This window comes from Micromonospora sp. B006 (genome assembly GCF_003408515.1).
Classification (GTDB): domain Bacteria; phylum Actinomycetota; class Actinomycetes; order Mycobacteriales; family Micromonosporaceae; genus Micromonospora; species Micromonospora echinospora_A.
Map to the genome: position 1 here is coordinate 329,110 of NZ_CP030865.1, position 22,360 is coordinate 351,469.

General features: G+C 72.4%; 18 protein-coding genes. 13 read left to right on the top strand and 5 right to left on the bottom strand.

Annotation, left to right across the window (positions count from 1 at the left end; genetic code table 11):
- Window positions 1–27 precede the first annotated feature (27 nt).
- The gene (locus MicB006_RS01660; protein WP_116511075.1) at window positions 28–1,686 is read left to right on the top strand and encodes an FAD-binding oxidoreductase; all 1,659 of its coding nucleotides are present in this window, start codon (window positions 28–30) and stop codon (window positions 1,684–1,686) included.
- 871 nt (window positions 1,687–2,557) lie between these two features.
- Here MicB006_RS01660 and MicB006_RS01665 read toward each other — a convergent pair.
- Window positions 2,558–4,621 (bottom strand): SpoIIE family protein phosphatase, encoded by a 2,064-nt coding sequence (locus MicB006_RS01665; protein ID WP_116503381.1) that lies wholly within the window; start codon window positions 4,619–4,621, stop codon window positions 2,558–2,560.
- 168 nt (window positions 4,622–4,789) lie between these two features.
- Between MicB006_RS01665 and MicB006_RS01670 the strand changes: the two genes are divergently transcribed.
- Together MicB006_RS01670 and MicB006_RS01675 are read left to right on the top strand one after the other, a co-directional pair.
- A complete protein-coding gene (locus MicB006_RS01670) occupies window positions 4,790–9,154 on the top strand; it encodes a HAMP domain-containing protein (protein ID WP_073826505.1) in 4,365 nt (1,454 codons plus the stop codon).
- Window positions 9,151–9,708 carry a two-component system response regulator gene (locus MicB006_RS01675; protein WP_116503383.1) on the top strand — a complete coding sequence of 186 codons (558 nt, stop codon included), beginning with the start codon at window positions 9,151–9,153 and terminating at the stop codon, window positions 9,706–9,708. Before MicB006_RS01670 ends, MicB006_RS01675 begins: the two co-directional genes overlap by 4 nt.
- A 4-nt stretch (window positions 9,709–9,712) precedes the next feature.
- On the opposite strand, the gene MicB006_RS01680 is transcribed toward MicB006_RS01675, so the two are convergent.
- Window positions 9,713–10,237 (bottom strand): GbsR/MarR family transcriptional regulator, encoded by a 525-nt coding sequence (locus MicB006_RS01680; RefSeq protein ID WP_225980605.1) that lies wholly within the window; start codon window positions 10,235–10,237, stop codon window positions 9,713–9,715.
- A 53-nt stretch (window positions 10,238–10,290) separates the two neighbouring features.
- Between MicB006_RS01680 and MicB006_RS01685 the strand changes: the two genes are divergently transcribed.
- Complete coding sequence (locus tag MicB006_RS01685) at window positions 10,291–11,235, top strand: ABC transporter ATP-binding protein (protein WP_116503387.1); 945 nt, start codon at window positions 10,291–10,293, stop codon at window positions 11,233–11,235.
- A complete protein-coding gene (locus MicB006_RS01690; RefSeq protein ID WP_116503389.1) occupies window positions 11,232–12,824 on the top strand; it encodes an ABC transporter permease in 1,593 nt (530 codons plus the stop codon). The genes MicB006_RS01685 and MicB006_RS01690 overlap by 4 nt, the downstream gene beginning before the upstream one ends.
- Before the next feature lie 90 nt (window positions 12,825–12,914).
- On the opposite strand, the gene MicB006_RS01695 is transcribed toward MicB006_RS01690, so the two are convergent.
- Window positions 12,915–13,247, bottom strand: a complete 333-nt coding sequence (locus MicB006_RS01695) for an STAS domain-containing protein (RefSeq protein WP_030500715.1) — start codon at window positions 13,245–13,247, stop codon at window positions 12,915–12,917.
- A gap of 144 nt (window positions 13,248–13,391) precedes the next feature.
- Between MicB006_RS01695 and hemL the strand changes: the two genes are divergently transcribed.
- The 6 genes from hemL to ccsB are packed head-to-tail and all read left to right on the top strand — an operon-like array spanning window position 13,392 to window position 19,429.
- Window positions 13,392–14,729 carry a glutamate-1-semialdehyde 2,1-aminomutase gene (hemL, locus tag MicB006_RS01700; RefSeq protein WP_116503391.1) on the top strand — a complete coding sequence of 446 codons (1,338 nt, stop codon included), beginning with the start codon at window positions 13,392–13,394 and terminating at the stop codon, window positions 14,727–14,729.
- Between the two features lie 3 nt (window positions 14,730–14,732).
- Complete coding sequence (locus MicB006_RS01705; protein WP_116503393.1) at window positions 14,733–15,380, top strand: histidine phosphatase family protein; 648 nt, start codon at window positions 14,733–14,735, stop codon at window positions 15,378–15,380.
- On the top strand, window positions 15,380–15,955 hold the full coding sequence (locus tag MicB006_RS01710) for a TlpA disulfide reductase family protein (protein ID WP_116503395.1): 576 nt from the start codon (window positions 15,380–15,382) through the stop codon (window positions 15,953–15,955). The genes MicB006_RS01705 and MicB006_RS01710 overlap by 1 nt, the downstream gene beginning before the upstream one ends.
- Complete coding sequence (locus MicB006_RS01715) at window positions 15,955–16,833, top strand: cytochrome c biogenesis CcdA family protein (RefSeq protein ID WP_116503397.1); 879 nt, start codon at window positions 15,955–15,957, stop codon at window positions 16,831–16,833. The genes MicB006_RS01710 and MicB006_RS01715 overlap by 1 nt, the downstream gene beginning before the upstream one ends.
- Window positions 16,833–18,452 (top strand): cytochrome c biogenesis protein ResB, encoded by a 1,620-nt coding sequence (locus tag MicB006_RS01720; RefSeq protein WP_116503398.1) that lies wholly within the window; start codon window positions 16,833–16,835, stop codon window positions 18,450–18,452. The genes MicB006_RS01715 and MicB006_RS01720 overlap by 1 nt, the downstream gene beginning before the upstream one ends.
- Window positions 18,452–19,429, top strand: a complete 978-nt coding sequence (gene ccsB, locus MicB006_RS01725) for a c-type cytochrome biogenesis protein CcsB (RefSeq protein WP_116503400.1) — start codon at window positions 18,452–18,454, stop codon at window positions 19,427–19,429. The genes MicB006_RS01720 and ccsB overlap by 1 nt, the downstream gene beginning before the upstream one ends.
- On the opposite strand, the gene MicB006_RS01730 is transcribed toward ccsB, so the two are convergent.
- Window positions 19,395–19,619 (bottom strand): hypothetical protein, encoded by a 225-nt coding sequence (locus tag MicB006_RS01730; protein ID WP_073826481.1) that lies wholly within the window; start codon window positions 19,617–19,619, stop codon window positions 19,395–19,397. The genes ccsB and MicB006_RS01730 overlap by 35 nt on opposite strands.
- Before the next feature lie 95 nt (window positions 19,620–19,714).
- On the opposite strand from MicB006_RS01730, the gene MicB006_RS01735 reads away from it, so the two are divergent.
- Complete coding sequence (locus tag MicB006_RS01735; protein ID WP_116503401.1) at window positions 19,715–21,196, top strand: ATP-binding protein; 1,482 nt, start codon at window positions 19,715–19,717, stop codon at window positions 21,194–21,196.
- Between the two features lie 7 nt (window positions 21,197–21,203).
- Here the strand turns inward: MicB006_RS01735 and MicB006_RS01740 are convergent, their stop codons facing one another.
- Window positions 21,204–21,674 (bottom strand): MarR family winged helix-turn-helix transcriptional regulator, encoded by a 471-nt coding sequence (locus MicB006_RS01740; protein WP_073826478.1) that lies wholly within the window; start codon window positions 21,672–21,674, stop codon window positions 21,204–21,206.
- A gap of 63 nt (window positions 21,675–21,737) precedes the next feature.
- Between MicB006_RS01740 and MicB006_RS01745 the strand changes: the two genes are divergently transcribed.
- Window positions 21,738–22,292, top strand: coding sequence for a carboxymuconolactone decarboxylase family protein (locus tag MicB006_RS01745; RefSeq protein WP_116503403.1), 555 nt, complete (start codon window positions 21,738–21,740; stop codon window positions 22,290–22,292).
- Window positions 22,293–22,360: the final 68 nt, after the last annotated feature.

Consider the following 22,360-nt stretch of genomic DNA (forward strand, 5'->3'; position numbering starts at 1 on the left):
CTTTCGAACATGTGTACGATGACCGCCATGGCGGATGCAGCTCGTTCCACCAACCGACCCGGAGCCCTCGACATCACCCGGAAGCTGGCGGAGATCTGCGGTTCGCCGTTCGCCCGCTTCGCCGGCCCGGCCGACGAGGTGGCCGGGCGTACCGCCCGTTGGGTGGCGGTGCCGGGCGGCCCGCACGCCGCCGCCGAGGTGTTGCGGCTGGCCGCCGCGTACGACCTGACAGTGGTGCCGCGCGGCGCCGGCACGAAGATCGACTGGGGTGCCGCTCCGGCGCAGGTGGACATCATGCTCGACACCGGCCGCCTCGCCGGGGTCTGGCACGAGCCGCGCGACGCGGCGGTGGCCGAGATCGGCGCCGGTACGCCGATGCGCGCGGTCCAGGCCACGCTGGCACGCACCAACCGGCGGCTGCCGGTCGACGCGCCTTCGCCGGGGGCGACGCTCGGCGGGGTGCTCGCCGCCGACGAGTCCGGCCCGCTTCGCCACCGGCACGGCAGCCCGTGCGCCCAGCTCATCGGCGTGCGCTACCTCGACGCCGACGGCGAGCTGGTGAGCATCGGAGAGTCCGGCACGGCGGCGCTCGGCCGGGCCGCCCCGGGTGTTGGCGGTGGCCGACCGGGCGGACGCGCTCCGACGGGCGATGGCGCTGCTGGTGCCGCTGCTGGTGCTGGTGCTGGTGCTGGCATGGGCGGTGCCGGCTCTGGGCTTGGCGGTGCGGCGGACGGTCCCGGCTGGGGTGCCGGCGGTCTGGCGGGCGGTCCCGGCTGGGATGTCGGAGATCCGGCGGCTGGTGCGGGCTGGGGTGCCGGCGGTCCGCAGGGCAGTGCCGGCGGAGATCCGGGTCGCGGTGGCGGCGACGCGATCCTCGGTCGGGGTGGGATGCCCGGGCTGGACGTGGCCCGGCTGCTCTGCGGCTCGCAGGGCGGGCTCGGGGTGCTGGTCTCGGCCACCATGCGGGTGCACGCCGTGCCGGCGAGCCGGCTCTGGGTGTCCCGCCCGGTCTGGACGCCGCTGGAGGTGCACGACCTGGTGCGGGCCGTGCTGGCCGCCGACATCGATCCGGCCGCCGTCGAACTGGACCTGCCGGTACCGGTGCCGCTGCCCCGTCGCAGGATCCCGCCGACACACCCGTCGGTGATCAACCGACCCGATCACCCGGCCGTGACCGGGCGACCTGCGGCGGGCAGCCTCGTGGTGCTGCTGGAAGGCGGCCCGGCCGACGTGACCGAGCGGGCCGCACGGCTCACCGCTGTCCTCGGCGCCGAGACGATGGTCAGCCACCACGCGCCGGAATGGTGGGGGCGGTACCCGTTCGCGCCCGGCGACACCGCGCTGCGCATCGAGGTGCCGATCAACGACCTGCACGCCGCCGTCTACGCGCTACGTGACGCCGCCGGCGCCCCCGTGCCGGTACGCGGCTCGGCCGGCACGGGCGCCGTGCACGCCGCCCTGCCCGGCGCGCTGCCGCCGGAGCGGGTCGCCTCGATCCTCACCGCTGTCCGCAGCGTCCTGATCGCCCGGCAGGGCCGGTGCGTGGTGGTGGCCGCGCCGACGGCGGTGCGCCGTACCGTCGACCTCTGGGGGGAGCTGCCCGCGTTGCCGCGCCTGCGCAGCGCCAAGGCTCACCTGGACCCGCACCACCGCCTGGCTCCCGGCCGCCTCCCCGGCGGCCTCTGAACACGGCCGCCTCGGCCTGCTCGCCCCAGGGCTCCAGGCGGTCTCCGCACCGGAAGCCCATTCCAGCGGGCGCGGCAGCGGCAGCGGCAGGCACCAGTTCGGGGTGGTGGTTGTGTCCGCGCGCGCCGGATGCCGCCACCTCGGCGACCTGGTGTCGCCGGCCGCGAGTTCGGCGTAGTGGTCGTGTCCGCGCGCGCCGGATGCCGCCAGCTCGGCGAGCTGGCGTCGCCGATCGCGAGTTCGGCGTAGTGGTCGTGTCCGCGTGCCCCGGATACCGCCAGCCCGGCGAGCTGGCGTCGCCGGCCGCGAGTTCGGCGTAGTGGTCGTGTCCGCGTGCCCCGGATACCGCCAGCCCGGCGAGCTGGCGTCGCCGATCGCGAGTTCGGCGTAGTGGTCGTATCCACGTTCGCCGGATACCGCCACTTCGGCGAGCTTGTGCCGCGGATCGCCAGTTCGGGGTGGTGGTCGTGTCCGCGTGCGCCGGATGCCGCCAGCTCGGCGAGCTGGTGTCGCCGACCGCGAGTTCGGCGTGGTGGTCGTGTCCGCGTGGCTGGATGCCGCCACCTCGGCGAACTGGTGCAGTCCACCGCCGGTTCGGCGTAGTGGTCGTATCCGCGTGGCTGCATGCCGCCACTTCGGCGAGCTGGTGTCGCCGATCGCCAGTTCGGGGTGGTGGTTGTGTCCGCGTGTGCCGGATACCGCCACCTCGGCGAGCTGGCGCAGCCCAACCGCCCACCGACAACCCGCACTGGCGCCCGGGGTCCTCACCACTGTCGTGATCAAGGAGTTTGTGTCCCGTTTCGCGCCTCCCCAAGCCACAAACTCCTTGATCACCGCCGGAGGCGGAACCCGGGGCGGGCAGAGGGCAGAGCTAGGGGGTGTCGTTTCGGAGGACCAGGATGGCTATGTCGTCGCGTGGGGGCTCGACGGAGAAGGCGATGGTGGCGGCGCGCAGCCGGGCGGCCACCACGTCGGCCGAGTACCCGGCAAGCGGCGCCGCCGACTCGCGCAGCCGTTCGGTGCCGAACAGCTCGCGTCCGCGTCGTCGCTCGGTGACCCCGTCGGTGTAGAAGATCAGCGCGTCGCCGGGCTTGAGCGCCAGCTCGGCGGTGGGCGTGCTGATGGCGTCGAGCAGGCCCAGCGCCGTACCGCCGGTCCCGACGAACGTGGCGCCGCCCCCGCCGTGCAGCAGCACCGGGCGGTCGTGGCCGGCCAGGTGCAGCGAGACGTCGAGCTGGTCGCCGTCGCCGGGCGAGACCGCCGCCAGCGCCAGCGTGCAGTAGCGCCCGCCGCCGCGCTCGACGAGCGTCTCGTTGAGCCGGCTGAGCACCTCGGGCAGCGGCTTGCCGTCGCCGACGAGAACCCGGATCACGTCCCGGACCAGGCCGGTCACGGCGGCGGCCTGCACGCCCTTGCCTGACACGTCGCCGACCACCACGAGCCAGCGGCCGTCCGGCAACGGGACCACGTCGTAGAAGTCGCCGCCGACCTCCGCGTCGTCGCCGGTGGGGACGTACTCGGCGGCGAAGCCGATGCCCTCGACCACCGGGAGCACCGGCGGCAGCAGCGACTGCTGGAGCGTCTGGGCGACCCGGCGGCGTTCGGCGTGGATGCGGGCGTTCTCGATGGCGAGCGCGGCGCGGCGGGCCACGTCCTCCAGCACGGAGACCTCGTCCGGGTCGTGCCGGTGCCGCTGGTGCCGGCCCACGGCGAGGGTGCCGAGCCGTTGCCCGCGGGCGATCAGCGGTACGGCGAAGCCCTCCATCGGGCCGCCGAGCGGCACCTGGGCGGCGTTGCGGGACGCCTCGCGCAGCCGGGACTGGATCGAGTCCGGGCCGGTCTCCTGGAGGATCCGGTGCAGCTGCGGCAGCATGGCCTCGTCGGCGTGGCTGGACGCGGCGAGGCGCAGCCGTCCCCACTCGTCGGTGGTGTGCACGGCGCACCACTGGCCGAGCCGGGGCACCACGAGCTGCGGGATGAGCGCCATGGTCAGCTCGACGTCCAGCGACTGGGCGAGCAGTTCACTGGCCTCGGCCAGGAACGTCAGCCAGGTGGACCGGCGCACGTCGGCGCGGCGCAGGCGGTCGTTCTCCAGGTGCAGCGACAGCCGCTCGGCGGCCAGCACCGCCAGCGGCCGGGCGTACGTCGAGGGCGCCGCGTCCAGTTCCAGCTCGCCGGTGTACGGGCGGTGCACGGCGAGCGGTACGCGCAGCAGCTCGTTGCTCTCGCGCGGCTGCCGGCCGTACCGGGCGAACACCTGGGTGCCCAGCCCGTCGCCCCGGTCCAGCCGGACTGTGCCACCGGCGGCGCCCACCATCTCGCCGACCCGGGTCAGCAGGCCGGTGGCGAACTCGGCCAGCGGCTCGTCCGCGTACGGGTCGGGGGTGATCTGCATCAACTCGCTCATCGCGGCGGCGCTGGGCGTACCGTCGCCGGTTCGTTCCGGCTCGGTCACCGGCGGCGGGCCGGCCGACGGGCGGGCGGGCCCGCCGGGGCCGGGCCGGTCCAGGCGGAACCAGACGCCCTTGCCGGTGGGCAGGTACGTGGTGCCCCATCGGCTGGAGAAGTGGTCGACGAGCAGCAGCCCGCGCCCTCGCGTGGCGACCTCGGCGATGTCGGAGGTGGTGTTGCGCACGCCGACGATCAGCTCGTCGACCGGCCCGGAGGCGAAGTCGGTGACGGTGACGGTGAGGCCGTTCGGGTCGGCTTCGACCTCGATGTCCAGTTCGGTGCGCGCGTGCTCCACGGCGTTCGTGGTCAGCTCGGTGGTGAGCAGCAGCGCCTCGTTCAGCAGTTCGGGCAGCCGGGCTTCGAGCAGCATGGTGCGTACCACGGCGCGGGCCGCCGCCGGGGTGCGGCGGTCGGCGGGGAGGCGGACCCGGCGGACGTGCTCGTCCGCACCGCCGCTCCGAGTGGCCCCCGCCTCCGCTGACACCTCCGTATCCTCCACCGGTCCGGCCCCGGGTGCCAAGGGTCCGGCGAACCGGCCACTCGGGCGGATACGGCGCGTGACGCGGGGTTGCACGCCGTGACCTCGACGGATCGCGCGGCAGAATGATGGGATGGCCGCGTGACGGCACGAGCCCGAGCGGAGCGAGGAACCATGACCACGGCAAAACAGTCGGTGACCGCGGACCCGTCCGCGTCCGACCACGAGGTGCTCCTCGGCGAGCTGGTCGACGCGTTGCGCCGGGTGGCGCACGGTGACCTGCGGGTACGCCTGCCTCGCCGGGCGGGCCTGCCCGGTGAGGTCGCCGACGCCTTCAACGACGTGGTGTCGTTGCAGGAGCGGCAGCACCTGGACCTGCGCCGGATCAGCCGGATCGTCGGCCGCGACGGCCGGCTCACCGAGCGCCTGGACGACGAGGGCCTGGACGGCTCGTGGGCGGAGGGGCAGCGGGCGGTCAACTCGCTCATCGACGACCTGGGCCGGCCCACCACGGAGATCGCCCGGGTGATCGTGGCGGTGGCCGACGGCGACCTGTCCCAGCACATGGCGCTGGAGATAGACGGTCGTCCGCTCCGGGGTGAGTACCTGCGCATCGGCCGGACCGTGAACACGATGGTGGATCAGCTGTCGTCGTTCGCCGACGAGGTGACGCGGGTGGCCCGCGAGGTGGGCACCGAGGGCAAGCTCGGCGGCCAGGCCGACGTGCGTGGCGTGGCGGGCACCTGGAAGGACCTCACCGACTCGGTGAACACCATGGCGTCGAACCTCACCGGGCAGGTGCGGTCGATCTCGCAGGTGGCCACCGCCGTCGCGAAGGGCGACCTGTCGCAGAAGATCACGGTCGGGGCGCGCGGCGAGGTCGCCGAGCTGGCCGACACGATGAACTCGCTCACCGACACGCTGCGGCTGTTCGCCGAGCAGGTGACCCGGGTGGCCCGCGAGGTGGGCACCGAGGGCAAGCTGGGCGGCCAGGCCGAGGTGCCGGGCGTGGCCGGCACCTGGAAGGACCTGACCGACAACGTCAACTCGATGGCGTCGAACCTGACCGCGCAGGTGCGCAACATCGCCCAGGTGTCGACGGCTGTGGCCAAGGGTGACCTGTCGCAGAAGATCACGGTGGCCGCGCAGGGCGAGATCCTGGAGCTGAAGGACACCGTCAACACGATGGTGGATCAGCTCTCCTCGTTCGCCGACGAGGTGACGCGGGTGGCCCGCGAGGTGGGCATCGAGGGCAAGCTGGGCGGCCAGGCGCAGGTGCGCGGCGTCTCCGGCACGTGGCGTGACCTCACCGAGAACGTGAACCAGCTCGCCGGCAACCTGACCAGCCAGGTCCGCAACATCTCCCAGGTCTCCACGGCGGTGGCCAAGGGCGACCTGGGTCAGAAGATCACCGTGGACGCGCAGGGCGAGATCCTGGAGCTGAAGAACACCGTCAACACGATGGTGGACCAGCTCTCCTCGTTCGCCGACGAGGTGACGCGGGTGGCCCGCGAGGTGGGCACCGAGGGCAAGCTGGGTGGTCAGGCCCAGGTCAAGGGCGTCTCGGGTACGTGGCGGGACCTGACCGACAACGTGAACTCGATGGCGTCGAACCTGACCAGCCAGGTCCGGAACATCGCCTCGGTCACTACTGCGGTGGCGAAGGGTGACCTGTCGCAGAAGATCACTGTTGACGCCCGGGGTGAGATCCTGGAGCTGAAGTCCACTGTCAACACGATGGTGGATCAGCTCTCGTCGTTCGCCGACGAGGTGACGCGGGTGGCGCGCGAGGTGGGCACCGAGGGCAAGCTCGGTGGTCAGGCCCAGGTACGCGGCGTCGCCGGCACCTGGCGGGACCTGACCGACAACGTGAACTCGATGGCGTCGAACCTGACCGCGCAGGTGCGCAACATCGCGCAGGTGTCGACGGCGGTCGCCAAGGGTGACCTGTCGCAGAAGATCACTGTTGACGCCCGGGGTGAGATCCTGGAGCTGAAGTCCACTGTCAACACGATGGTGGATCAGCTCTCGTCGTTCGCCGACGAGGTGACGCGGGTGGCGCGCGAGGTGGGCACCGAGGGCAAGCTGGGTGGTCAGGCGCAGGTCAAGGGCGTCTCGGGTACGTGGCGGGACCTGACCGACAACGTGAACTCGATGGCGTCGAACCTGACCAGCCAGGTCCGCAACATCGCCTCGGTCACCACCGCGGTGGCGAACGGCGACCTGGGTCAGAAGATCACGGTGGACGCGCAGGGCGAGATCCTGGAGCTGAAGAACACGGTCAACACGATGGTGGACCAGCTCTCCTCGTTCGCCGACGAGGTGACGCGGGTGGCCCGCGAGGTCGGCACCGAGGGCAAGCTGGGTGGTCAGGCCCAGGTCAAGGGCGTCTCCGGCACGTGGCGCGACCTCACCGAGAACGTCAACCAGCTCGCCTCGACCCTCACCACGCAGTTGCGCGCGATCGCGCAGGTCTCCACGTCGGTGACCCGGGGTGACCTGACCCAGCGGATCAACGTGAAGGCGCAGGGCGAGGTCGCCGAGCTGAAGGACAACATCAACCAGATGATCGTCACCCTCCGGGAGACGACGAAGAAGAACGCCGAGCAGGGCTGGCTCGACTCCAACCTGGCCCGCATCGGCGGCCTGCTCCAGGGTCAGCGCGACCTGGGCGAGGTCTGCCGCATGATCATGATGGAGGTGACTCCGCTGGTGGACGCGCAGCTCGGCGCGTTCTTCCTGGCGGACAGCTCCGAGGGCAGCATGCGGCTGCGGCTCACCGCTTCCTACGGGTACGTGGCCCGGGGGCACGACGTGACGTTCGGTCCGGGTGAGGGGTTGGTCGGGCAGGCCGCGTTGTCCCGCCGGACCATCCGGGTCAAGGCGCAGCCGGACGGGCGCCTCGTGGTGCGTTCCGGGCTGGCCGACACGCCGCCGGCCGACCTGGTGGTGCTCCCCGTCCTGTTCGAGGGCGAGCTGCTCGCCGTGATCGAGTTCGCCGGCGTGGCCACGTTCTCCGACCTGCACCTGGCGTTCCTGGAGCGGCTGGTGCTCACCATCGGCGTCGCGGTCAACACCATCCAGGCCAACCGGCGTACGGAGGAGCTGCTGGCGCAGTCGCAGCGGCTGGCGCACGAGATGCAGGACCAGTCGGCCGAGTTGCAGCGCACCAACGCCGAGCTGGAGGACAAGGCGAAGCTGTTGTCCGAGCAGAAGGCCAACATCGAGACGCAGAACCGGGAGATCGAGCTGGCCCGGCTCGGCCTGGAGGAGAAGGCGCAGCAGCTCACCCGGGCGTCAGCGTACAAGTCGGAGTTCCTGGCCAACATGAGCCACGAGCTGCGTACGCCGCTGAACTCGCTGCTCCTGCTGGCCCGGCTGCTCGCCGAGAACCCGGAGCGCAACCTCAGCGCGAAGCAGATCGAGTTCGCCCGGACCATCCACGGCGCCGGATCGGACCTGCTGTCGCTGATCGACGACATCCTCGACCTGTCGAAGATCGAGGCGGGCCGGATGGACGTGGAGCCCACCGAGATCCAGTTCGCCGAGATCCGTAGCTATGTGGAGCAGGCGTTCGCGCCGCAGGCCGAGGAGAAGGGCCTGGACTTCCAGGTACGGGTCAGCGGCGATCTGCCGCCGGCGCTGGTGACCGACGCCCAGCGGTTGCAGCAGATCCTGCGCAACCTGCTCTCCAACGCGGTGAAGTTCACCGACAACGGCGCGGTGACGCTGCGTATCGGCCCGGCGGCCGAGAACGCCGTCTTCGACGTGCCGGCGCTGACGAACGCGCAGCGGGTGATCGCGTTCACAGTGATAGACACCGGGATCGGGATCTCCGACGACAAGCTGTCGCTGATCTTCGAGGCGTTCCAGCAGGCGGACGGCACGACCAGCCGGCGGTACGGCGGGACCGGCCTCGGGCTGTCCATCAGCCGCGATCTGGCCCGCCTGCTCGGCGGCACGATCACCGTCTCGTCCGCGCCCGGTCAGGGTTCGACGTTCACTCTCTTCGTACCCGAGGTGCTGGCGCCGGACGCGGTGGTGGCGCCGGCCCCGCCGTCGCCGAGCCGCGCGGGCCTGCCGTCGTCGCTGCTCATGCCGATGGAGCTGCCGCAGCCGCAGGAGACGCCCGCCACCCGGCGGCTGGACGGCGTGACAGTGCTGATCATCGACGACGACGTGCGGAACGTGTTCGCGCTGACGTCCGCGTTGGAACTGCACGGCATGACTGTGTTGTACTCGGACAACGGGGCGGACGGCGTCCGCCAGCTCGCCGAGCATCCGGAGGTGGACATCGTCCTGATGGACGCCATGATGCCGGACCAGGACGGGTACGAGACGACCGCGCAGATCCGCCGCAACCACCGGTTCGCGGACCTGCCGATCGTCTTCCTGACCGCCAAGGCGATGCCCGGCGACCGGGAGTCGGCGCTCAGCGCCGGCGGCAGCGACTACATCACCAAGCCAGTGGACCTGGACGAGCTGATCGAGCTGATGGCGTCCTGGATCGGCCGCAGCCGAGGCGAGGAGAACCCGTGACGCAGACGGCCAAGGCCCTGCTGGTGGACGACCGGCGGGAGAACCTGATGGCGTTGGAGGCGATCCTCCAGGGCCTTCCGGTGCAGTCGGTCGCGGTGGAGAGCGGCGAGGCCGCGCTCAAGCAGCTCCTCGTGGACGACTTCGCGGTGATCCTGCTGGACGCCCAGATGCCGGACATGGACGGCTTCGAGACGGCCACCCACATCAAGCGGCGCGAGCGCACCCGGCACGTACCGATCATCTTCCTGACCGCCGCGGACAAGGACGCGCAGCTCGCGCTGCGCGGCTACGCGGCGGGCGCGGTCGACTACCTGACCAAGCCGTTCGACCCGTGGGTGCTGCGGGCGAAGGTGACAGTCTTCGTCGACCTGTGGGTGAAGACCCGGCAGCTCGCCGCCCAGTCAGATCTGGTGCGGGAGCGGGATCTGCAGTGGCGGCACCTGACCGACGCGGTGGACGAGGCCACAACGCTGCTGCGCGCCGACGACGACCCGTCTGCCCGGGACCGCGCGGTGGACCTGCTGGAGCAGGCCCGCTGGGGCAACACCCGCTGACGGCTCAGCCGCCGGCCGGGCCACCGTGCCCGGTCGCGGCCCGCCGGGCCCGCCACCGGTCGCCGAGCGATTCCAGTTCCTCCTGTACGAAGAGGAAGAAGTCGCGCATCTCGGCGACCCGTTCACCGGCCGGGGTGCTGCGGCCGTGCAGCGCGTCGACCCCGCCGGCGGCGATGTCGATGAAGTTCTTGTAGATCGTGGTCTTGGTGATCGTCGCCTCGTACCACGGGTTGTCGGGCATCCGGTAGCGGTCGCTCCGGGAGCCCTTGACGGGCTCGCGGACCAGCATGGCGAACTGGGTCAGGTAGCGCACCGCGCCGCTGACCGCCGCCGCGCTGACGCCCAGCCGCTCGGCGATCTCGCCCGCGGTGAGCGGCTCGTCGGCGCTCATCACCGTGAACAGGACCCGGGCGGCCATCCGGGGGAAGCCCACGTCGGCGAAGGCCATCGCCATCCGCTCGATGAAGAGGTGGACCTCTTCCTCGTCGTGGTGGGGCGGCACGTTCATGGTCGGCTCCTCGACACTCACCCCGTGACCCTACAGTCTTCACAAGTTTGTGAAACGAGCGTAGCTTCTGAAATATGGAAACGGCAATCGATGTGTCCGGCCTGGTGAAGACCTTCGGCCGCACCCGGGCCCTCGACGGGCTCGACCTGACCGTCCGCACCGGGGAGGTGCACGGCTTCCTCGGGCCGAACGGCTCCGGCAAGTCGACCACCATCCGGGTGCTGCTCGGCCTGCTGCGGGCGGACGCGGGGGCCGCCCGGCTGCTGGGCGCCGACCCCTGGCGGGACGCGGTGGCGCTGCACCGCCGCCTCGCGTACGTGCCGGGAGACGTCACGCTCTGGCCCAACCTCAGCGGCGGCGAGGTGATCGACCTGCTCGGCCGGATGCGCGGCGGGCTCGACCCGAAACGCCGCGCCGAACTGCTGGAGTCGTTCGAGCTGGACCCGCGCAAGAAGGGCCGCACCTACTCCAAGGGCAACCGGCAGAAGGTCGGCCTGGTCGCCGCGCTCGCCTCCGACGTCGAACTGCTCATCCTCGACGAGCCGACCTCCGGGCTCGACCCGCTGATGGAGGAGGTCTTCCAGCACTGGGTCCGCCGCGCCGTCCACGACGGGCGCACCGTGCTGCTGTCCAGCCACATCCTGGCCGAGGTGGAGGCGCTCTGCGACCGGGTGACGATCATCCGGGCCGGGCGGGCCGTGGAGTCCGGCACGCTCGGCGACCTGCGCCACCTGCACCGCACCGCCATCGACGCCGAGGTCGCCGCGCCGCTCGACGGCCTGGCCGACCTGCCGGGCATACACGACCTGCGGGTGGACGGGCGGCGGGTGCGCTTCGACGTCGACACCGCGGCGCTCGACGCCGCGCTGCGCCGGCTCACCGAACTCGGCGTACGCAGCCTGGTGAGCACGCCGCCCACGCTGGAGGAATTGTTCCTGCGGCACTACGAGACGGCGTCCTCCTCCGACGCGGCGTCCTCCTCCGGCGTGGCGCGCCCCGAGACGGCGGACCGGTCATGAGCACGCTCACCGGCACCCGCCACCTGGTCCGGCTGATCCTGCGCCGGGACCGCATCCTGCTGCCGCTGTGGGTGCTGATCCTCGCGGTGCTGCCGATGACGTACGCGGCCAGCTTCGCGGGGCTGTTCCCGACCGCCGCCGAGCGGGCCGCGTACCTGGAGGGCACCGCCCGCAACCCGTCCATCGTCGCGCTGCTCGGCCCCGCGTACGGCGACAGCGTCGGCGGGCTGACCGCCCAGCGCAGTGGCTTCCTGCTGCTGATCGTCGCGCTGGCCAGCCTGCTCACCGTCATCCGGCACACCCGCACCGAGGAGGAGGCCGGCCGGCGGGAACTGCTCGGCGGCAACGTGCTCGGGCGGCACGCCGGGCTGACCGCCGCGCTGCTCGTCACGTACGCGGCGGATCTGCTGCTCGGCCTGCTCACCGCCGCCGGGCTGGTCGCGACCGGGCTGCCGGTCGGCGGCTCGGTGGCGTACGGCCTCGTCACCGTGCTGACCGGCGTCGTGTTCGCCACGCTCGGCGGGCTGGCGGCCCAGCTCACCGAGACCGCCGGTGGGGCGCGGGGCATCGGGCTCGCCGGTCTCGGCGCCGCGTTCGGGCTGCGCCTGGCCGGGGACACCGCGAGCAACGACTGGCCGAGCTGGCTGTCCCCGCTGGGCTGGGCCGCCCGGGCCCGCCCGTACGAGGGGGAGCGGTGGTGGGTGCTGCTCCTGCCGCTGGCCGCCACGGCGCTGCTCGCGGCGCTCGCGTACCCGGTCTCGGTCCGCCGCGACCTGGGCGCGGGTGTGCTGCCGCCCCGGCTCGGCCCGGCCACCGCCGGTGGTGGCCTGTCCGGCCCGTTCGGCCTGGCCTGGCGGCTGCACCGGGGGCAGATCCTCTGGTGGTCGGTCGGGTTCGGCCTGCTCGGCCTGATCCTCGGGGGCGCGGCCGAGGCGGCCGGCCGGTCCGTCGAGGGCAGCCCGCGGATGGAGGAGATCGTGGCCCGGCTCGGCGGGGCGTCCGGCATGGCCGACGCGTACCTGGGCGTGACGCTGAGCCTGGCCGGGCTGGCCGCCGCCGGGTACGGCATCCAGGCCGCGCTGCGGATGCGCGCCGAGGAGTCCGCCGGGCACGCGGAGCCGGTGCTCGCCACCGGCACCCGCCGCTCGACCTGGCTGCTCTCGCACGTGACGTTCGCGCTGCTCGGCCCGGTGGTGGTGCTCGCGGTGACCGGGCTGGCCACCGGCCTGACGTACGGGCTGAGCACCGGCGACGTGCCCCGGCAACTGGGCCGGATGCTCGCCGCGGGCCTGACCCAGGTGCCCGCCGCGTGGGTGCTGGCCGGGCTCGCCGTGCTGCTCTACGGCCTGCTGCCCCGGCTTGCGCCGGCCACCTGGGCGGTGCTGGCGGTCTGCGTGCTGCTCGGCCAGCTCGGCGCGGTGCTGGAGCTGGACCAGTGGCTGCTGGACCTGTCCCCGTTCACGCACACCCCGCAGGTGCTCCGCGACGCCTGGACCCCCACCCCGCTCTACGTGCTGACCGCCCTGGCGGCAGCCCTGGCCGCGGCTGGCCTGCTCACCTTCCGCCGCCGCGACCTCCCCGTCCTCTAGCCCTCGCCGATCTTGCACTTGCGGCCCCGGTCAAGGGTGATTTGCCCTTTTCGCCGGGGCTGCAACTGCAAGATCGCGGGGAGGGTGGGGCTACGGGGTGGCTTCGTTGCGGATCATCAGGGCGCTGCGCAGGCCGGTGATGTCCAGGACGCGGATCAGGAAGTCGCCCACGTTGCTGAGCATCAGCAGGCTGCGCGCGTGACTGGCCTTGCGGCTGAGCACCACGAGCGTGCCGAGGCCCTGCGAGTCGCAGAACGTGACCCCGGCGAGGTCGAGCACGATGCGCGGGGGCGGATCCGCCAGCACCTCGTTGACCACCGTCGAGAGCTGGGCGGCCGTGAGCATGTCGATCTCACCGGCCAGACGAAGCACGGCTTCGTCACCGGTCCGGTGTACGGTGATGGACAGTTCGGCACGATCCACCCGGTCAGCCTATCGCGATCTCGACCAACGGGCCTGTCGAGCGGATCGCGGGCGGACTGCCGCCGCTCACCGGGGTGAGCCGGGTAACCCCCGTCGCGGGGTGCGTGCCAGGCAGTACTCCGACGCTGACACAATGGGCCCATCGTGACCGAGACGCTTTCCGCCGGATCCGGCCGCTACCCGGCCGACGCTCCGGCCTCCGAGGCCCTGTTCGACCGCGCCAAGGCCCTCGTGCCCGGCGGGGTCAACTCCCCCGTGCGTGCGTTCCGTGCCGTCGGCGGCACCCCGCGCTTCATGGTCCGGGGGGAGGGTCCCTGGCTCTTCGACGCCGACGGTCGTCGGTACGTCGACCTGGTCTGCTCCTGGGGCCCGCTCATCCTCGGCCACGCGCACCCGGCAGTGGTGGAGGCGCTACGTGAGGCCGCCGCGCTGGGCACGAGCTTCGGCACGCCCACGCCGGGCGAGGTCGACCTGGCCGAGGAGATCGTCGCGCGGACGCCGGTGGAGCAGGTGCGCCTGGTCAACTCCGGCACCGAGGCGACCATGTCGGCGATCCGGCTGGCCCGCGGCTTCACCGGCCGCTCCAAGATCATCAAGTTCGCCGGCTGCTACCACGGCCACTCGGACGCGCTGCTCGCCGCCGCCGGCTCCGGCGTGGCCACGTTCGGCCTGCCCGACTCGCCCGGCGTGACCGGGGCGGCGGCCGGCGACACGATCGTGCTGCCGTACAACGACCTGCGCGCGGTCGAGGAGGCGTTCGCCGCCCAGGGCCCGCACATCGGCGCGATCATCACCGAGGCCGCCGCCGGCAACATGGGCGTGATCGCTCCCCGGGACGGCTTCAACGCCGAACTGGCCCGGATCGCGCACGCGCACGGCGCGCTGCTCATCGTCGACGAGGTGATGACCGGGTTCCGGGTCTCCCGCGCCGGATGGCACGGCCTCGACCCGTCGGACGCGGACCTGTGGACGTACGGGAAGGTCATGGGTGGCGGCCTGCCCGCCGCGGCGTTCGGCGGGCGCGCGGAGATCATGGCGAAGCTCGCCCCGGCCGGCCCGGTCTACCAGGCCGGCACGCTCTCCGGTAACCCGCTGGCCTGCGCGGCCGGGCTGGCCACGCTGCGGCTGGCCGACGACGCGCTCTACCGGCGGCTCGACGAGACCTCCGCCGCGCTGGGCAAGCTCACCACCGAGGCGCTGTCCGCGGCCGGCGTGCCGCACCGCCTCTCCACCGCGGGCAACATGTTCTCGGTCTTCTTCACCGACGCGGACGTGCGCGACTACGACAGCGCCCGCACCCAGGTGGTGCCGGCGTTCAAGGCGTTCTTCCACGCGATGCTCGCCGGTGGCGTCTACCTGCCGCCGAGCGCGTTCGAGTCGTGGTTCGTCTCGACCGCCATCGACGACGCGGCGTGGGAGCAGATCTCCGCCGCCCTGCCGGTGGCGGCGCGGGCGGCGGCAGCGGCAGGAAACGGGGGGTAACCAATGGCGGAGACCGTGGTGCACGTGCTGCGGCACGGCGAGGTGTACAACCCGGACGGCATCCTCTACGGCCGCCTGCCCGGATTCCGCCTCTCCGAGCTGGGCGTGCAGATGGCCAAGGCGGCGGCGCAGGCGCTCGCCGACCGGACCGTGGTGCACGTCGTGGCCAGCCCGCTGGAACGCGCCCAGCAGACCGCCGAGCCCATCGCGGCCCAGTTCGGCCTCTCCGTCGGCGTCGACGAACGGCTGATCGAGAGCGCGAACTGGTTCGAGGGCAAGAAGGTCTCGCCCGGTGACGGCTCGTTCCGCGACCCGCGCAACTGGTGGGTGCTGCGCGACCCGGTGACCCCGTCCTGGGGTGAGGCGTACCGGGCCATCGCCGAGCGCATGTTCGCCGCGCTGCACGCCGCCCGCGTCGCCGCCGAGGGCCGCGAGGCGGTGCTCGTGTCGCACCAGCTCCCGATCTGGACGCTGCGCCGGCACGTCGAGCGCAAGCGGCTCTGGCACGACCCGCGCCGCCGCCAGTGCGGCCTGGCCAGCCTCACCTCGTTCCACTTCGACGGCGCCAAGATCGTCGGCATCGGGTACTCCGAGCCGGCCGCCCACCTCGTCTCGATCTCGCCGACCGCCCGGACGGCCAAGGGGGCCTGATGCTCACCCGGAGGCTCGCCGCCGCCCTGCTCGCCGCCGTCACCGCCGGTTCGGCGCTGGTCGGCTGCACCTCCGGCAACCAGGAGAGCCGGTGCGCGGCCGACGGTTCCGTCGTCACGTGTGAGCCGGCCCAGCGCTCGAAGACGCCGAAGGTCAGCGGTGAGCTGCTCACCGGCGGCGGCTACGACATCTCCCGCGACCGCGGCCAGGTCGTCGTGGTCAACTTCTGGGGCTCCTGGTGCGCGCCCTGCCGCGCCGAGGCCGACGACCTGGAGGACACCTACCAGGCCACCAAGGGCTCCGGCGTGTCGTTCCTCGGCATCAACGTGCAGGACAGCAAGGACAAGGCGCTCGCCTTCGAGGAGGGCCGGGTCACGTACCCGAGCATCTTCGACCCGGCCAGCCGGCAGGCGCTCAACTTCGACATCCCGCCGAACACCACCCCGGCCACCGTCGTGCTCGACCGCGAAGGCCGGATCGCCGTGGTGATCCGCCGGGCCGTCACCCGCGACGAGCTGCGGCCGATCGTCGAGAAGATCGCCGCCGAGTCGCCGGCGCCGAACGGCGCCCGCTGATGGGCGAGACGTTCCGCCAGCTCGCCGAGTCCGGACCGCTGCTGTTCGCGGTGGGCGCGGCCGCACTGGCCGGCCTGGTGAGCTTCCTGTCCCCGTGCGTGCTCCCGCTCATGCCCGGCTACCTGTCGTACGTGACCGGCCTGGCCGGCGCCGACCTGGAGGGTGCAAGGAAGGGCCCCCTGTTAACGCCTCCGGTAGAGGAAGGGCCCCTTGTTAACGCCGGCGGCGCGAGCGGGGGCGGCACCGGGGGTGGCGTGGGCGTCGCCGAGCGGGCGGCGCCGCAACGGACCACAGCGGCCGTCAAGGGCCGCGTGCTCGCCGGAACGCTGCTGTTCATCGCCGGCTTCACAGTCGTGTTCGTCGCCACCGCGATCCTCTTCTCCGGCGTCGGCAAGCTCTTCTTCCGGTACGAGCGCACGCTGGAGATCGTCATCGGCGCGCTCGTGGTGGTGCTCGGGCTCGGCTATCTCGGGGTGATCCCCGGCATGCAGCGGGAGTTCCGCATCCGCTGGCTGCCCTCCGCCGGGCTGCTCGGCGCGCCGGTGCTCGGCGCGCTCTTCGCGCTCAGCTGGCTGCCCTGCACCGGCCCCACGCTCGGCGCGGTGCTCGGCATGGCGGCCACCGAGGGCGGGACCGACCGGGCCGTGGTGCTCGCCGTGGCGTACTGCCTGGGGCTGGGGATACCGTTCGTCGTCTTCGGGCTGGGCTTCCAGCGCCTGCTCGGGGTGTTCCGCGCCGTCCGGCGCAACAGCCGCTGGGTCACCCGCATCGGCGGCGCCCTGCTGATCGCGATCGGGCTGGCGCTGATCACCGGCGGCTGGGTGAACGTGGTGATCTGGTTGCAGACGAACGTGGGCGTGGGCGAGGTGAGCATCTGATGACGACCGTTGACGACCGGCCGTCGACCCCTCCGGCGCAGGCCCCCCGGCGGCGGGTCAACCCGGTGCTGGCCCTGCTGCGCAACTCGTGGCGGCAGCTCACCAGCATGCGTACCGCGCTGATCCTGCTGTTCCTGCTCGCCGTCGCGGCCATCCCCGGCTCGGTGCTGCCGCAGCGCGGCGTCAACCCGGAACGCGTCAACCAGTGGTTCGTGGACCACCCCGACCTCGCGCCCCGGCTGGACCAGATCGGCGCGTTCGAGGTCTTCGGCTCGGTCTGGTTCTCCGCGATCTACCTGCTGCTGTTCACCTCGCTGATCGGCTGCATCCTGCCCCGGGCCCGCGATCACGTCCGGGCGCTGCGGATGAAGCCGCCGGCCGCGCCGAAGCGGCTCGAACGGCTGCCCCAGCACACGGTGCTGGAGGCCCCGGCCGCCGCCGATCCCGAGGCGATCGCGGCGGTGCTGCGCCGCCGCCGGTGGCGGGTCACCGTGCGCGGCAACGAGGTCTCCGCCGAGAAGGGCTACCTCAAGGAGACCGGCAACCTGCTCTTCCACGTGTCGCTGGTCGCCGTCCTGCTCGGGGTCGCGCTCGGTTCCTGGTACGGGTGGCACGGCAACCGCATCCTGGTCGCGGGCGAGGACAACGCGTTCTGCAACACCCGCCAGCAGTACGCCGAGGCGTCGCTCGGCCCGCGCGTGGACAGCTCCGACCTGCCGCCGTTCTGCCTGACGCTGGAGAAGTTCGAGGCCGACTACCTGCCGTCCGGGCTGGCGTCCCGCTACTGGGCCACTGTGACGGTGGATGAGCCGGGCGGCGCGGAGCGGACCGCCGGTTTCTCGGTCAACTCGCCGCTGCGGCTCGGCTCGGCGAACGTCTACCTGCTCGGCAACGGCTACGCGCCGCTGCTGAAGTACACCGACAAGTACGGCCGCAGCCAGACCAGCGACGCGCCGTTCCTGCGTACCGGCGACTCCAACGCGACCGAGGAGGGCGTGGCGATCTTCCCGGACGCCAACGTCGACCCGAAGACCGGCGCGCGTGCCCCGGACCAGCAGATCGCCTTCGACGGGCTCTACCTGCCCACCGGGCCGGAGAGCGCGCCGTACGTGGCGTCGCAGTATCCGGCCGAGCGGAACCCGATGGTGAACCTGACCGCGTACCGGGGGAACCTCGGCATGGACGCCGGCATCCCCGGCTCGGTATACGCGCTGGACCGGCGGCAGATCGACGACGGCAAGCTCAAGGAGATCGGCACCAAGCTGCTGCGGCCGGGGGAGAAGTGGACCCTCGACGACGGCAGCACGCTGGAGTTCGTCGGCACCAAGCCGTACATCACGCTCGCGGTCCGGCACGCGCCCGGGCAGACGCTGCTGCTGGTGGCCAGCGGCACGCTGCTGCTGGGCCTGATGGGCTCGCTGTTCGCCCGGCGGCGCCGGGTGTGGTTCCGGGTTTCGCCCCCGGAGGGTGGATCTCCGACGGGCGGTAGTAGTTTGGTGGAGGCCGGTGGGCTGCCGCGCACCGAGCACCCAGGGTTCGCCGACGAGTTCGCGCAGCTCGTCGCCGCGGTGAGCGGCGACGCGCCGGACGCACGGCGGGCGCGAGAAGGAGACGAGTGATGTCCGCACTCTCCGACCAGCTGGTCGCGTACGCGATCCTGGTTTACCTGGTCGCGATGATCAGCCACGCCGTGGAGTTCGCGCTGGGCAACGCGCGGAAGGTCCCCGCGGCCGCACCCGCGCGGGAGTTGGTCGGCGCGGGCGTCGGCGGCGCCGGCGGCAGCGTCGACGACCCGGCCGCTCCGGCCGCGCCGCCGCGCCCGGACCGCTCCGCCGCCCGGGCCGTGCTGGCCGGCCGGATCGCCGGCTGGCTCACCGTGCTCGCCGCCGCCGTGCACCTGGGCGCGGTGATCACCCGGGGCGTCGCCGCCGACCGGATGCCCTGGGGCAACATGTACGAGTTCGTGCTGACCGGCACCTGGATCGGTGTGGCGGCCTGGCTCGTGGTGCTCTGGAAGCAGCCGTGGCTGCGCCGGCTCGGGCTGTTCCTGACGCTGGTGATGGTGCTGCTGCTGGCGTTCGCCGAGCTGAAGCTCTACGTGCCGATCGAGCCGCTGATGCCGGCGCTGCAATCGTGGTGGTTCATCATCCACGTCTCGACGATCATCTTCGCCTCGGGCCTCTTCCTGCTGGGCGTGGTGCCCGCTGCCGCGTACCTGATGCGGGCCGGCTGGGAGCAGGGTCGCCGCAGCTTCCCGTACACCCTGGCCCGCCGCCTTCCGGAGGCGGCCGGGCTGGAGCGGTTGACCTTCACGCTGCACGCCTTCTCGTTCCCGATCTTCACGTTCGCGGTGATCGCGGGCGCGATCTGGGCCGAGGCGGCCTGGGGCCGCGCCTGGGGCTGGGACCCCAAGGAGACCTGGGCGTTCATCTCCTGGGTGGTGTACGCGGGCTACCTGCACGCCCGGGCCACGCCGAGCGTCAAGCGCAACGTGGCCACCTGGATCGCCATCGTGGGCTTCCTGACGGTGATGATGAACCTGTTCGGCGTGAACTTCTTCTTCACCGGTCTGCACTCGTACGCCGGGGTGGAGTGACCGGGCGCGAGCTCAGCACCTCGTCCACCCGGCGCGTGATCTGGTAGGCCACCTCCGGCAGGTCGGCCAGTTCGAGGCGGTCGGCCCGGAGCGCGAACTGGGCGTGCAGTTCGCGGGCCACCGCGTCGCGGATCTCTGCTTGGAGCGGGCTGAGGCCGTCCGGGTCACCCACCATGTACGCGTCATCCATCCGCCGATGATGAACCGCCGTCGGCGAATCTGTCAGTGACGAAGAACGTAGGACTACACTTCTTAGAACTGTAGTTATAAGAAGTGTGAGCCTGTATGCCGCTGCTCGGAAAGCCCGCAGAGATCTTCGACCGGGATGTCGAGTGGGCCGAACTCGCCCGGTTCGTAGCCGACGACCGGCCCGGCGCGACTCTCGGCGTGGTCAGCGGCCGCCGGAGGCAGGGCAAGACCCTGCTGCTGTACCAACTGGCGCAGGCGAGCGGCGGCTTCTACTTCGGCGCGACCGAGGCGACGTCGACGGAATCGCTGCGCCGGCTGGGTGAGGCGCTCGGCGCGTACTCCGGGGCGCCCGGACCCGTCCACCTGCCGGACTGGGCCGCGGCGGTCGACGCGTTGCTCGCGCTGGGACGGGAACGTCCCGTCACTGTCGTCCTCGACGAGTTTCCGTACCTGGTGCGGGCGGCGCGTGACCTGCCGTCGATCATCCAGCATGCGCTGACACCAGGGCGTCCGGAACGGACCGGGTCCCGGGCGCGGTTGTTGTTGTGCGGCTCGGCGCTGTCCTTCATGGGAGGACTGCTCGCCGGGTCGGCGCCGCTGCGCGGGCGCGCCGGGCTGGAGCTGCCCGTGCAGCCACTGGACTTCCGCGCCGCGGCGGCCTTCTGGGAGATCGACGACCCGCTGCTCGCGGTGCGCGTCTTCTCCGTCGTCGGCGGCACGCCGGCCTACCGCCGGGAGTATGTGCAGGACGACACTCCGGCCGGGCCGGACGACTTCGACGCGTGGATCGTGCGTACCGTCCTGAACCCGGCCCGGCCGCTCTTCCGCGAGGCCCGATACCTGCTGGCCGAGGACCCGGACCTACGGGACACGGCGCTGTACCACTCGGTTCTCGCCGCCGTCGCGGAGGGGAACGCCAGTCGTGGCGGCATCGCCGGCTACATCGGGCGGAAGGCCACCGACCTCCAGCACCCGCTGACCGTGCTGGAGGACGCCGGACTGCTGCTGCGTGAGCCCGATCCGTTGCGCAGCGGTCGTAGCAGTTACCGGATCACCGAGCCGTTGATCACCTTCTACCAGGCCGTGATGCGCCCGGCGTGGACGGCTCTGGAGCAGCGGCGCGGCCCCGACGTCTGGCGTCGCTCGCAGCGTCGCTACGCCAGCGCGGTACTCGGGCCCCGGTTCGAGGAGATCGTGCGGCAGTGGTCGCTGCGCTTCGCCGAACCGGAGTTGCTCGGTGGGCACGTCGCCGAGGTGAGCGCCGCGACGCTGACCGATTCGGACACCCGGATGCGTCACGAACTCGACCTGGTCGCGATGGGAGAGCCGCCCTCGGGCGACGGCCCCCGCCCGCTGCTGGTGATCGGCGAGGTGAAGTGGGGTCGTCGGCTTGGTCGGGCCGACCTCCAGCGGCTGGAGCGGATCCGCGCCGTGCTGGTACGGCGACCCGGCTTCGACGCGTCCGGGGCACGGCTGCTGCTGGCGAGCGGCCACGGCTTCGATGACGATCTCGTCGACACCGCCGACGGACGGCCGGACGTGGTGCTTGTCGACCCGGCTCGCCTCTACCGGCGCTGACCGGACCTCAGCCGCCGAACCAGCCGGGGACGTCGAGGCGGAACACGTCGGCGGGGACCATCCGGCGCAGGTCGTCCTCGATGGCGGCGACCCGGTCCGCGCCGAGCGTGGCCGCCCAGCGGTCGCGTAGCTCGTCGAAGACCACCGCCGAGCGGTGCAGCCCGTCGCGGCCCTTCGCGGTCATCCGGACCAGCTTGCGGCGGGCGTCGGCGGGGTCGTCCACGCGTTCCAGGTAGCCGAGCGCGACCAGCCGGTCCACCGTCTTGCCGGCGGCCTGCTTGGAGACGCCGAGGCGCTGGCCGAGGTCGGAGGCGGTGGTGCCGGCCGGGCCGACGGCCTGGAGGACGAAGCCGTGGGCCGGGCGCAGCTCGGGGTGCCCCTGACGGGCCAGCTCGGCGTGCAGGTCGTCGACGAGCGTACGGAAGCCGGCGAGCAGGAGCAGCGGCAGCGCGAAGCCGGGGCGGTCAGGCGTTGCCACGTTCGACAACCACGTTTACTATTTCGTCAACCATGTTGACCATCTTACGAGAGGGGCACAGTCATGTCCCGCTTCACCGCGTACGAGCCGGACACCGCGCCGGCCGCCGCCCGCCCGGTCATGGCCGGCGTACGCCGCACGCTGGGTCACCTGCCCGCCGCCGTCGGCCTGATGGCCGGCTCGCCCGAACTGCTCAAGGGCTTCCTCGCCGCCAACGCCGCGTTCGAGGCCACCGACCTCGACCCGGTCGCCCGGGAGGCGGTCGTGCTCACCGTCGCCACCCGCAACGGCTGCCACCTCTGCGTGGCCATGCACACCGCGACGCTCGTCCGGCACGCCGCCGCGCCCGAGCTGGTCGAAGCGCTGCGGACCGGCGCGACACTGCCCGAACCCCGGCTGGAGGCGCTGCGCCGGTTCACCGTGGCCGTGCTCGACCACCGGGGCGCGGTCCCCGACGCCGACCTGGACGCGCTGCTCGCCGCCGGATGGCAGCCCCGGCACGCGCTGGACGTGGTGCTCGGCGTCGGCACGTACACCATCTCCACGTTCGCGAACCGGCTCACCGAGGCGCCGCTCGACGGGCCGCTGGCCGCGTACGCCTGGACGCCAGCGGCCTGAGCTGCGGGTGTTAAGAAGGGGCCCCTCCTCTACCGGAGGCGTTAAGAGGGGGCCCGTCCTTACCTCCG

Coding starts and splice junctions, on each gene's coding strand:
- MicB006_RS01670 (WP_073826505.1), top strand. CDS start 4,790: ATGACCACGGCAAAACAGTCGGTGACCGCGGACCCGTCCGCGTCCGAC.
- MicB006_RS01730 (WP_073826481.1), bottom strand. CDS start 19,619: ATGGATGACGCGTACATGGTGGGTGACCCGGACGGCCTCAGCCCGCTC.
- ccsB (WP_116503400.1), top strand. CDS start 18,452: ATGTCCGCACTCTCCGACCAGCTGGTCGCGTACGCGATCCTGGTTTAC.
- MicB006_RS01715 (WP_116503397.1), top strand. CDS start 15,955: ATGGGCGAGACGTTCCGCCAGCTCGCCGAGTCCGGACCGCTGCTGTTC.
- MicB006_RS01710 (WP_116503395.1), top strand. CDS start 15,380: ATGCTCACCCGGAGGCTCGCCGCCGCCCTGCTCGCCGCCGTCACCGCC.
- MicB006_RS01660 (WP_116511075.1), top strand. CDS start 28: ATGGCGGATGCAGCTCGTTCCACCAACCGACCCGGAGCCCTCGACATC.
- MicB006_RS01720 (WP_116503398.1), top strand. CDS start 16,833: ATGACGACCGTTGACGACCGGCCGTCGACCCCTCCGGCGCAGGCCCCC.
- MicB006_RS01685 (WP_116503387.1), top strand. CDS start 10,291: ATGGAAACGGCAATCGATGTGTCCGGCCTGGTGAAGACCTTCGGCCGC.
- MicB006_RS01735 (WP_116503401.1), top strand. CDS start 19,715: ATGCCGCTGCTCGGAAAGCCCGCAGAGATCTTCGACCGGGATGTCGAG.
- MicB006_RS01705 (WP_116503393.1), top strand. CDS start 14,733: ATGGCGGAGACCGTGGTGCACGTGCTGCGGCACGGCGAGGTGTACAAC.
- MicB006_RS01745 (WP_116503403.1), top strand. CDS start 21,738: ATGTCCCGCTTCACCGCGTACGAGCCGGACACCGCGCCGGCCGCCGCC.
- MicB006_RS01690 (WP_116503389.1), top strand. CDS start 11,232: ATGAGCACGCTCACCGGCACCCGCCACCTGGTCCGGCTGATCCTGCGC.